The organism is Streptomyces pristinaespiralis (genome assembly GCF_001278075.1).
GTDB classification, from domain to species: Bacteria; Actinomycetota; Actinomycetes; order Streptomycetales; family Streptomycetaceae; genus Streptomyces; species Streptomyces pristinaespiralis.
In genome coordinates this window covers 8,165,486-8,176,875 of sequence record NZ_CP011340.1, presented here as the reverse complement: position 1 = coordinate 8,176,875, position 11,390 = coordinate 8,165,486, and the positions used below count along the sequence as shown (strand labels likewise).

Here is an 11,390-nt window from a genome sequence, read left to right as displayed (position 1 = left end):
TCTGCGGTCAGGCCTGGTCGGGGGCGTGAAGGGCGGACAGGTGGGCGAGGAGTTCGTCGACGCTGAACTCGCTGAGCAGCTGGAGCGGGAGTGTGTGGCCGAACCGCTCGGTGATCTCGAAGCGGAGGTTCATCAGGCCCAGGGAGTCCACGCCGAGTTCGACGAGGGTGCGGGCGGGGTCGATGGGTCCCTCCGCCCCCGGGCCGGCGGCGAGCTCGCCGACGAGCGCGGCGAGCGCCGGCAGGCGCGGGTCGCCCGGGACGGCGGCGGACGCGACGGCGGACGTGACGGCGACATGCCCGGTGCCGGCCGGCGCGGGGGCAGCGTCCGGGGCGGGGGCCGTGTCCGGGGCGGGGGCCGTCGGGGCCACCTGCGGGACGGGCGCGGGAACGTCCAGGGCCGGGGCGGGTGTCGGGGCGGCGGGGGGCGCCGCAGTCACGTCCGGGGCCGGGGCCGGGGTGGGTGCGGGGGCCGGCGCGGTGTCCGGTCCGGGCAGCCAGCGGCGGGTGCGCAGGAACGCGGACGGAGGCAGGGGCACCACGCCCGGCGTCCCGGTGTCGCCGTCGGGGTCCGTCGTGGGGCCGATCTCCCAGCCGGTGACCCACAGTTCGGCCAGCTGTTCCAGGCTTCCGGCCCGCCACAGGGTGGCGACGAGCTCGTCGGTCTCCGGCGCCTGGACGGCCCGGTCGCGGGCGACGGTGCCGGTGCGGACGGTCCCGGCACCGGGGGTGCCGGGGGTGCCGTCCGTGAACTGGGCGAGCGCTGCGGCGAGTTCGGCGGTGTCGGTGGCGACGACCGCGAGCCGGTGTTCGCGGGCGGCACGTCCGGTGCGCAGGGTGCGGGCGATCGCGGCCAGGCTCATGGCGGCCGCGGGGCCGGTCAGATGAGCGGCCAGGCGCCGGACCGTGGCGGTCAGGTGTTCGCCGCTCGGGGCGGACAGGAGCACCAGCTGCGGTGCGCCGTCGTCGGCGGGCGTCGGGGCGGGCGGCTCGTACTCCTCGACGATCACGTGTGCGTTGACGCCGCCCGCGCCGAACGAGCTGATGCCCGCCCGCCGGGGCAGTTCGCGGCCGTCCTCGTCGCGCAGCCGTGGCCAGGGGCCCGCCTCGTGCTGGAGCGTGAACCGGGTGTCCTGAAGGCGCAGTCGGGGGTTGACCGGCTCGGCGTGCAGGGTGGGGGCGAGCGTCTTGTGCCGCAGTTGGAGCAGGACCTTGGTCAGGGCGGTGATCCCGGCGGCCGATTCACCGTGCCCGACGGCGGACTTGACCGAGCCGATCGAGCACGGCACACCGGCCGCGGCGCCTCGGCCGTAGGTGTCGTTCAGGGCGGTGAGTTCGACGGGGTCGCCGAGTTCGGTGCCGGTGCCGTGGGCCTCGATCACGTTCACGGTCGCCGGGTCGGTGCCCGAACGCCGCAGCGCCTCGCGCAGCACGCGGGCCTGGGCGCGCGGGCTGGGCGCGGTGAAACCGTTGGTGCGGCCGCCGTGCGCGACGGCGGTGCCGCGGACGAGGGCGTACACGGTGTCACCGTCGGCCAGTGCCCTCGAGAGTCGCTTGAGGACGACGGCCCCGGCGCCCTCGCCGGGGCCGAATCCGGCGCCGCCGGCGCCGAAGCTGCGGCACAGGCCGTCCTCGGCGAGGAATCCGGAGCGGGCCAGCATCCGGAACCGGGAGGGGTGCAGGTAGAGGTTGACGCCGCCGACGAGCGCGGCCTCGCACTCGCCCTGCCGCAGCGCCTCGACGGCCTGGTGCAGGGCGACGAGGGAGGAGGAGCAGGCGGTGTCGACGGGCTGGCTGGGGCCGCGCAGGTCCAGCAGGTAGGACAGCCGGTTGGGCAGCGACCAGTAGTGCCCAGAGGGCATGTCGCGCTCGCCGGCCGCCCAGCGTTCCGCGCCCAGCAGCGGATAGTCGGCGCTGGTGATCCCGGCGAAGACGCCGACGCTGCGGGGTTCGCCGTCCGGGGCGGTGAGCGCGTCGAGCCTGGTGCCGGTGAGGCCGGCGTCCTCCATCGCCTCCCAGGCGACCTCGAGGAAGAGCCGCTCCTGCGGGTCGGTGAACGCGGCCTCGTGGGCGGACAGGCCGAAGAACGCCGCGTCGAAGGCGTCGACGCGGTCGAGGAAGTGGCCCTTGGCCCGGACGCCGCCGCTGTCGGCCCACCGGTCGGTGGGCAGGTCGCCGACGGTGTCCTTGCCGACGAGGAGGTTCTCCCAGAACGCGTCGGGGCCGTCCGCGCCGGGGTAGCGGCCGGCGAGGCCGACGACGGCGAACGCCTCCTCCCCCGCCGTCTGTCCGGCGGGCGCGGCCGCCGGTTCGCGGGCCGGTTCACGACCGGTCCCGGCGGCCGGGGTGCTCGCCACGGCAGGAACCGGGGCCGGGACAGGGGTCGGGGTGGGGGTCGGGACAGGGGTCGGGGTGGAGGGTGCGGCGGGGAGGCTGCGGGCGAGGTGGCCGGCGAGCTCGTGCACGTCGCGCACGCCGAACAGCGCGTCCGGGCCGATCGGTGCGATGCGGGCGCTGAGCTTGGAGGCGAGGGTGCGGATCATCACCGAGTCCAGGCCCAGCTCCTCCAGGGAGGTCCGCGGTCCGATCGTCCCCGCTGCGTGGCCCAGGGTCTCGGCGACGGTACGGGCGACCAGACCGACCAGGTCCCCGTCCGGCGTCGCGGCCCCCGCGCGGGGCGCGGCCACCGGTTCCGGCGCGGCGCCCGGCTCGGGCGCGGACACGGGCGCGGGTGCGGGTGCGGGCACGGGTGCGGGTGCGGGTGCGGGCACGGGTGCGGGTGCGGGTGCGGGCACGGGTGCGGGTGTGGGTGTGGGTGTGGGTGTGGGCAGCAGGTGGAGGTTCTGCAGGTGGCGGTGCCAGGCGTCGGCCCTGCCGTGGAAGAGGGAGACGACCTGTGGGCCCTTTGCGGAGAGCAGCCGTTCGAGGGCGCGGGCGCCGAGGGCGGCCGGCAGCGGCACCATGCCGACGTGTTCCTCGACCACGCGGCGTACCGGTTCGGGGATCGTCATGCCCGGCACGTCCCACAGCGGCCACTGCACCGACAGGGTGCGCCCGTGCCGCTGCCCTGCCGCGACGAGGGCGGCGCGGTGTTCGGCGAAGGCGTCCAGGCGGCCGTTGGCGTAGGCGTAGTCGCTCTGGCCGATGTTGCCGCTGACGGCCGCCACCGAGGAGAACAGGACGAACACGTCCAGCCGAAGGGCGGCGGTGGCCTCGTCGAGGGCGGTGGTGCCGGTGGTCTTGGGGGCCAGGACGGCGGCCACGTCGTCGCTGTTCTTGCGCAGCAGGTAGGCGTCGCGTACGACGCCGGCGGCGTGGAAGACGCCGGTCAGCGTGCCCTCGTGGGTGAGGATGTCGCTCACCAGGGCGGCCGCGCCGCCGGGGGCGGCGATGTCGGCCCGCACGTAGCGCAGGGGGCCGCCGGGTGCGGGGCGGTGTGCCGGGTCGAGGTCCGCGAGGGGGGTGCGGCCGCACACGACGACGCGGGTGCCGGGGTGGGCGGTGAGCCGGGCGGCGAGGTCGCGTCCGATGCCGCCGGTGCCGCCGGTGATCAGGTAGACGCCGTCGGGGCGGGGGGTGAAGCCGTCTTGGGGCAGGGTGGCCGGGTGCAGGACGCGGCGTGCCCTGCGCGGGGTGCGCAGGTCGGCGAGGTGGCCGAACTCCGGTTCGGGGCAGGCGAGTTCCGCGCGGATCAGGGGTGCGGCGGCGGGGCCGTCGTCGGCGAGCAGCAGGGCGCGGCCGGTCAGGCGGGGGTTCTCCTGGCGCAGGCTCTGGACCAGGGCGCGGGCCGCGTCGGCGCGCAGCACGTCGGCGGTGACGGCGAGGAGGGTGATGCGCTGGGTGCGGAAGGCGGCCAGCACCTCGCGTACGGCGTCGAAGGCGGCGGTCTCGTCGCCGGTGAGCCGCAGCACGAGGGCGACGGCGTCGGGGGCGGTGTCCTGCACGGCGGGCAGGGCGTCCAGGCTGCCGGCGCCGAGCGCGGCGGCGAGGTCGCCGACCGGGTCGTGGGCGAGGAGCGGCAGGGCGGGGGGCTGCCGGTCGGGCAGCGGGCTGTCCTGCCAGCCGGGCGTGCGCAGCACCAGTTCGTCCAGGAGCCGCTCGTCCAGGGGCGGTTCGTCGGAGGCCGGTGCGGCGGGCGGGAGGGCGGGGACGGCGTAGTGGCGGTCGGGGGCGAAGGCGTATCCGGGGGCGGGGATCCGGCGGTGGCCGGCGGGCGGGCAGGTGCTCGACCAGTCGACGGTGTGGCCTGCCACGTAGCGGCGGGCGTCGTGGTGGCGGGGGTCGTCGCCGTGGTGGGCGGGGTCGGTGGCGGGATCGATGCGGCGGGGGTCGGGTTCGCCGGCGGCGAGCTTGTCGAGGGAGTCGAGGAGTTCGGCGCGGTCGGCGACCAGCAGCGCCACCCGGTGGGGATGATGGTCGCGGGCGCAGGCGAGGGTGTGGGCGAGGTCGGTGAGGGCGGCGTCGGCGCCGGCGGGTGAGCGCAGCCAGCGGGCGAGTTCGGCGGCGCGGTCGGCCGGGGCGGTGGGCCGACGGCCCGACAGGGGCACGGTCACGGGCCGGTCGGCGGGGGTGGGGGCGGGCCGGTGGGGGGCCTGTTCGACGACGACGTAGGCGTTGGTGCCGCTGAAGCCGAAGGAGCTGACGGAGGCACGGCGGGGTCGTCCGCCGGGGGCCGCGGGCAGGGTGCGGCGCTCGGTGGCGACGGTGAAGGGCCCTTCGCCGAAGGGGATGGCCGGGTTGAGGGTGTGGGGGGTGCAGTGCAGGGAGGGCGGGATGTCGCCGGTGCGTACGACGCCGATGGCCTTGAGGAGGCCGGCGAGGCCGGCGGCGGCGGAGGTGTGGCCGACGTTGCCCTTGACGGAGCCGATCGGGACGCTGCCGACGGGGCGGGCGGCGGGGGCGAACACCTTGTTGAGGGCGGTGACCTCGATGGGGTCGCCGAGCGGGGTGCCGGTGCCGTGGGCCTCGACGTAGTCGATGCCGGACGCGTCGAGACCGAACCGGCCGAGGGTGTCGCCGATGAGGCGGGCCTGGGAGGCGGCGCTGGGGGCGGTGATGCCGTTGGTGCGGCCGTCCTGGTTGAGTCCGCTGGCGCGGATGACGGCGTGGACGGGGTCCGCGTCGGCCAGTGCCCGTGACAGGGGTTTGAGGACGACGACGGCGCAGCCCTCGCCGGGGACGATGCCGTCGGCGGCGGCGTCGAAGGGCCGGCAGCGGCCGGTGGGCGAGAGCATCCCGGCGCGGCTCATGAACACGTGCGGCAGTTCGGTGAGGTAGAGGGTGACGCCGCCGACGAGCATCATGTCCGCGTCGCCGAGCCACAGCGCCTGGCAGGCCTGGTGGAGGGCGACGAGCGAGGAGGAGCAGGCCGTGTCGACGGTGACGGCGGGGCCTTTGAGGTCGAGGTGGTAGGCGATGCGGGCGGCGAGGAGGGAGTTGGAGTTGCCCTGCATGACCTGGGCCAGGCGGGCGTGCTCGCTCGTCCGTTCGATGAGGTCCTGGTAGTCGTTCATCATGACCCCGGCGTGCACGCCGCAGCGGGTGCCGGCGAGGTCGGCGGTGCGCTGCCCGGCGTGTTCGAGGGCGCGCCAGGCCTCCTGGAGGAAGAGGCGGGCCTGCGGGTCGGTGAGTTCGGCCTCGCGGGGCGGCATCTTGAAGAAGGCGGCGTCGAACCGGTCGGCGCCGTCGACGAACGCCCCCCATTTGGACACCGACTTGCCCTCGGCCTCGGGGCGGGGGTCGTAGTGCTCGTCGATCTTCCACCGCTCGGCGGGCACTTCGGTGACGAGGTCGTCGCCGGCGAGGAGCCGCTGCCAGAACGTGTCGGCGTCCTCGGCGCCGGGGAAGCGGGCGCTGTACCCGATGACGGCGACGGGCTCCAGCACCCGGCCCGCGGAGCCCGCCTCCGCGGGCAGGGTGCGTCCCATGCTCCCGCCCGCCGGGCCGTCCCCACCGGGCCGCCGCTCCCCCGCGGCGGCCCGCAGCAACGCGGCGGCCTCGGCCCGGTCCACGCCGCCGGGCGCGGGGCGCGCCGAAGCTGTGGCCGCACCGGCTGCCGGCCCGCGCTGCCCCGCTACCGCGCGCAGGAGCGCGGCCGCCCGGTCACGGTCCACCGCATCCGGTTCCGCAGGCAGGGGGCGTGACGGTCCCTCAGCCATGTCGGCGGCCGGCCCGTTCTCCTCCGCTGCCGCGCGCAGGAGCGCGGCCGCGCGGTCACGGTCCACCGCATCCGGTTCCGCAGGCAGGGGGCGTGACGGCCCCTCAGCCATGTCGGCGGCCGGCCCGTTCTCCCCCGCTGCCGCCCGCAGGAGCGCGGCCGCACGGTCACGGTCCACGCCGCCGGGCGTCGCAGGCGCGGGACGCGACGGACCGCCGGTGGTGCCGGGCGTCGCCGCGTCGCCTCCGCCGGGACGCCCCTCCCCCGCTGCCGCCCGCAGCAACGCAGCCGCCCGGTCACGGTCCACGCCGCCGGGCGCCGCAGGCACGGGACGTGACGAGGTCCCGGCCGTACCGGCGGCCGTACGGTCGTGGCCCACGGCCCCGGCCGCGGGGCGCGCCGGAGCCTCGGCCGCACCGGCCGCCGGCCCGCGCTGCCCCGCCGCTGCCCGCAGCAACGCGGCCGCACGGTCACGGTCCACGCCGCCGGCTGCGGGGCGTCCCTCCCCCGCTGCCGCCCACAGCAGCGCGGCGGCATCGGCCCGGTCCACCGCACCGGGTGTCGCGGGCGTGGGAGGTGACGGGGTGTCGGCCGGGGCGGCCGACGGTCCGCTCTCCCCCGCCGCTGCCCGCAGCAACGCGGCCGCACGGTCACCGTCCGCGCCGCCCGGTGCCGCGGGCGCGGAAGGCGCCGGAGGCCCGGCCGCACCGGGCGTCGCGGGCGGGGTGGGGCGGAGGAGGGCGGTCGCGGACGCGGTGTCCAGGGTGCCGTTCTTGTATCGGGTCAGGATCTCTTTCGCGTCCATCGGTTCCCTCGGGTCCTCGCGTGGCAGGGGGGCAGGGCGGCGTGCGGTCAGCGGCCGGTGTCGCCGTATGCGGCTTCGATGCGGTCGAGCACCTCGGGCAGCCGGAAGGAGGTGCGGTGCAGGGCGGCCTCTCGGGCGATCGCCTCGGTGGTGGCGGCCAGCAGCGGTGCGGCCATTTCCTGTTTGAGGAGTTCGACCGAGGTGCGCGGGGGCCCGCACACGGACCGGGCCAGCTCCCGTGCGGTGCGCGGGACGTCCGCGTGGGGCACGACGCGGACGGGGGCGCCGCATTCGCGGAGTTCGGCGCCGCGGTAGTTGCGGGCGGTGTAGAGCATCTCGGTGCCCAGTTCGCGGCCGAAGCGGGCCGGGAAGAGGTGGGTGGCGCCCATGCCGGGAGTGAATCCGTAGCGCATGAAGTTGCCCGCGTACAGGGAGCGTTCGCTGAAGACGGCGAAGTCGGCGTAGAGGGCGAGGACGAGGCCGCCGCCGATGGCGTGCCCCTGGAGGGAGGCGATGACCGGCAGCGGGCAGCGGGCGAAGACGCGGAAGAAGTCGTCGGTGTCGAAGGTGGCGTCGCCGCGGGCGAAGTTGACCAGTTCGCGCTGGGTGCCGCCGGCGCAGAACAGTTCGGGGCGGCCTTCGACCAGGACGGCGCGGGTCCCGGGGTCGGCGGCGGCGCGTTCGACGCAGTCGACGAGTTGTGCGGTCAGGGCGGGCGAGAAGGTGTTGCGTCCTTCGGCGTCGTCGAGGGTGACGACGGCGAGGGGTCCTTCCCTGCTCAGCCGTACGACGGGCGTGGCGGCGCTGGTCGCGTGGGTGGTCATGCGGCACGCTCCGGGGCGGTGACGCGGCCGAGGAGCCGGTGGACGTGGGGGTCGGTGAGGCGGGTGAGGAAGGTGTGTGCGGCGTCGGTGCCGAGGTGTTCGTCGCGGGGGAACAGCCGTGTCCGCCAGGTCTTGAGCGCACCGGTGGTGGACCGGTCGACGCGGCTGAGGCGGACCAGGGTGCTGCGCAGGGCGCCTTCGGCGTCGTCGGTGGCCTGGTCGGCGAGGCCGCAGGCGTGGGCGGCGGCGGCGTCGAGGTCCTCGGCGAGCAGGGTGGCGGTGAAGGCGCGTTGTTCTCCGGTGCGGCGGGCCACGAACGGCCAGGCCATGGCGGGCACGAGGCCGACGAGGGCCTCGGTGAGCCGGAAGCGGGCGCGGGGGCCGGCGATGACCAGGTCGCAGGCGGCGGCCAGTCCCACACCGCCGGCGTGGGCGTGGCCGTCGACGAGGGCGACGGTGACGACGGGCGTGGCGGTGAGGCGTTCGAGGAGCCGCCAGTACGGGAGTTCTCCGGTGTCGCCGGGGTCGGGCAGGGTGTCGGGCACGCCGCCCGACAGGTCGGTCCCGGCGCAGAAGTCGTCGCCGCTCGCGGACAGGACCAGGACGCGGCAGCCGGTGTCCGTCTCGGCGGCGTCCAGGGCGGCGTGGAGGTTGTCCAGGAGCAGGGGGGTGATGGCGTTGCGGCGTTCGGGCTCGTCGAGGCGGGCGCGGATGACGCCGCGGGCGCGGGTGAGGGTCACGGCGGTCATCGGGCGGCTCCGTCGAGCCACACGTACTCGCGGTGGTAGTCGCGCACCGCGGCCAGCACGAGGCGGCGGCCGCCGGTGAAGCGTTCCTTGGTGATCTGCGGGAAGCGGTCGAGGTCGAAGGTGAAGTCCCGCATGCCGAACTTGAGTTCCGCGGTGGCGGTGAGCAGGGCGTCGTACTCGTCCATGCTCAGCTCGTAGCGGGCGTCGAGGGCCTCGCGGATGCCCATGGCGCGCACGGCGCGCCGGGATTCGGGGGTGATGGTGACGCTGTAGAACTCGGAGGCGCAGCCGGAGCCGTAGGAGAAGACGCCGACGCGGTGTTCGCGGTCGATGACGGCGTGGTCGATGGTGGAGGCGAGGGCGAGGTGGACGGTGCCGGCGTAGATGTTGCCGACCTGCTGCGGGTAGCGGATCGCCGGGCCGAGGCGGGTGGTGAAGTCGTCCTCGACGGCCTGGGGGGCCATGCCGCGCTTCAGTTTCCGCAGGGCGGCCCGGTGGGCGCCCTTGACCATGCCGGGGAAGGGGGTGTGCATGGCGAGCAGGTCGAAGGTGTCGAGGAAGTCGGCGCCCTCGACCTTGCGGGCGTAGTCGGTGAAGGAGCCCTTGAGGCAGTCGATATAGGTCAGCAGGGACAGGTCGGTGTCGCCGGCCTCGGCCTCGGGGTCGGGGCGGCAGGTGTCCATGACCTCGTAGGAGTGGAAGCCGTTGGCGCCCGGGTCGAAGGCGGCGACGACGGGGTGGTCGCCGACGAGCATGGCCACCGCGCCCGCGCCCTGGCTGGGTTCGACGTAGGTGTGCGGGACGGGGCGGGCCACGTCGCTGCTGATGACCAGGGCCTTGGTGCCCTCGAAGGGGCTGGCGGCGACGGTGGCGGCGGCCATCTGGAGGGCGGCGGTGCCGCTGTAGCAGGCCTGCTTGGTCTCGAACAGGCGGCAGCTGCGCGGCAGTCCGAGGTGGTCGTGGACGTAGGTGGCCAGTGACTTGCCGAAGTCGACGCCCGACTCGGTGCCGACGATGAGCAGTTCGATCGCGTCGCGTTCGCTGTCGGTGAGTGCGTCGATGAGGGGTTTGGCGGCGTTGACGGCGAAGGACACGGCGTCCTCGCAGTGCAGTGCGACGCTCTTGCGGTCCATCATCAGGTTGCCGATCCGGCTGTCGTCGAGGCCGCGGGCCGCGAACAGGGTCGGCACGTCGATGTAGGTCTCACCGCAGTAGGCGTTGATGGCTTCGATGCCGACCTGCTTCATGGTCTTCTCCGTAACTACAGGTTCTGGTGGCTTCAGGGCCGGGGGTCGGGGAGGCGGATCACCACGGAGGCGTTGATGCCGCCGAAGGCGAAGCTGTTGCTGAGCGCGGTGCGCAGCGGCAGGTGTTCGGCGGTGCGGCCGGCCAGCGGGACGGCGGTGTCGGGCCGTTCCAGGTTCACGTTGGGGTGGACGGTGCCCGCCCGTAGTTGCGCGACGGTGGCGGCGGCCTCGATCAGGCCGGCCGCCGACAGGCAGTGGCCGGTCAGCGGCTTGGTGGAGTTGACGCGCAGCGAGGGGCGGGTGCCGAACACCGCTGTCAGGGAGGCCGCTTCGGTGGTGTCGCCCAGGACGGAGCCGGTGCCGTGCGCGTTGACGTAGTCGATGTCGGCGGGCTCGAGGCCGGCGGTGGCCAGGGCCGCGCGCATGGCGGCCGCCTGGCCGTCGGCGTCGGGTTCGGTGCCGCGCCGGGCGTCCAGGCGCTGGCCGTGCCCGGTGATCTCGGCCAGGACCGGGGCGCCGCGGCGGCGGGCGGCGTGCGGGTGTTCCAGGACGAGCGCGGCGGCCCCTTCGCCGCGGACGAAGCCCTGCCGTGCGGCGTCGAAGGGCCGGCACATGCGGGCGGGTTCGTCACGGAAGTGCTCGTGGGCCATCGCCCCGGTGCGGCGCAGCGCCTCGGTCTCCACCGGGGACAGTTCGGCGACCGGGGCGACGACCAGGGCGCGTTCGGCCCAGCCGGCGGCGACGGTACGGGCGGCCTGGATCAGGGCGAGGGTGCCGCTGGCGGACGCGCCGCCCAGCGCCCAGCCCTCGCCGCGGATGCCGGTGAGTTCGCTGACCGCGCCGACCGTGTCCACGTCGAGGTGGGTCAGCGCGTAGGAGGCGCGCAGCCGGCCGGGTGCCCGGTCGTGGCCCAGGACGGTGGCCGCCTGGTGGGCGAGGGCGAGGTTGCTGCCGGCGACGATCAGCGCGGTGCCGTCGGCGAGTTGCTCCTCGGTCAGGTGCGCGTCGCGCACGGCGCGCAGCGCGACGCAGGCGGCGGTGCGGGCGGGCAGCGCGGCCCGGCCGGCGACCTTGCGCAGCCGGGCCGCGGTGACCTCGTCGCCGGCCAGGTGCCGGGCGGCCCAGGAGGCCAGGTCGAAGCCGTCCAGGGCGGCTGCGGGCAGGGCGCCGGTGTCCTCCTCCTCGCCGTGCAGGGTCACCGCGCTGCGGCCGGCGAGCAGGGCGGCGGTGAAGCCGTCCAGGTCGTCGGCGAGCGGGGTGAGGACCGCGGCGGCGGTGACGGCCACGGGGCCGGGCAGCGCTCTCACGCGTGGGTGCTCAGGTGCGAGCGGAAGACGGCGACGAGCGAGCGCAGGTCCTCGGCCCGGGTGAGGGCCGCGCCGGGCACGGTGATGCCGAGCTCGTCCTGGGCGGCGATCACCACGTCCATGCGGTCGATGGAGTTGGCGCCGAGGTCGCGCATGCTGTGGTCGAGGGTGATGTCGATGCCGGCCGTCTCCGGCAGTACGTCGACGATCTGGGCGCGGATGACGGCGAAGATCTCTTCCTCGGTCATGGTGTCGGGTCGTCCTCTCAGGTGTGCCGGGCTCTCAGGTGTGCCGGGGCTCTC

General features: G+C 75.7%; 6 protein-coding genes. All 6 read right to left on the bottom strand.

Features of this window, described 5'->3' with window-relative positions:
• Window positions 1-7 precede the first annotated feature (7 nt).
• The 6 genes from SPRI_RS35000 to SPRI_RS34975 are packed head-to-tail and all read right to left on the bottom strand — an operon-like array spanning window position 8 to window position 11,336.
• Entirely contained in the window at window positions 8-6,961 is a 6,954-nt protein-coding gene (locus tag SPRI_RS35000; RefSeq protein WP_053556634.1) for an SDR family NAD(P)-dependent oxidoreductase, read from the bottom strand.
• 47 nt (window positions 6,962-7,008) lie between these two features.
• The gene (locus SPRI_RS34995; RefSeq protein WP_053556635.1) at window positions 7,009-7,785 is read right to left on the bottom strand and encodes a polyketide synthase; all 777 of its coding nucleotides are present in this window, start codon (window positions 7,783-7,785) and stop codon (window positions 7,009-7,011) included.
• Window positions 7,782-8,534 carry an enoyl-CoA hydratase/isomerase family protein gene (locus tag SPRI_RS34990; protein WP_050791645.1) on the bottom strand — a complete coding sequence of 251 codons (753 nt, stop codon included), beginning with the start codon at window positions 8,532-8,534 and terminating at the stop codon, window positions 7,782-7,784. Before SPRI_RS34990 ends, SPRI_RS34995 begins: the two co-directional genes overlap by 4 nt.
• The gene (locus tag SPRI_RS34985; RefSeq protein ID WP_005321592.1) at window positions 8,531-9,781 is read right to left on the bottom strand and encodes a hydroxymethylglutaryl-CoA synthase family protein; all 1,251 of its coding nucleotides are present in this window, start codon (window positions 9,779-9,781) and stop codon (window positions 8,531-8,533) included. Before SPRI_RS34985 ends, SPRI_RS34990 begins: the two co-directional genes overlap by 4 nt.
• A gap of 32 nt (window positions 9,782-9,813) precedes the next feature.
• On the bottom strand, window positions 9,814-11,088 hold the full coding sequence (locus SPRI_RS34980; protein ID WP_203227953.1) for a beta-ketoacyl synthase N-terminal-like domain-containing protein: 1,275 nt from the start codon (window positions 11,086-11,088) through the stop codon (window positions 9,814-9,816).
• The gene (locus SPRI_RS34975) at window positions 11,085-11,336 is read right to left on the bottom strand and encodes an acyl carrier protein (RefSeq protein ID WP_005321585.1); all 252 of its coding nucleotides are present in this window, start codon (window positions 11,334-11,336) and stop codon (window positions 11,085-11,087) included. The genes SPRI_RS34980 and SPRI_RS34975 overlap by 4 nt, the downstream gene beginning before the upstream one ends.
• Between the last annotated feature and the right edge of the window lie 54 nt (window positions 11,337-11,390).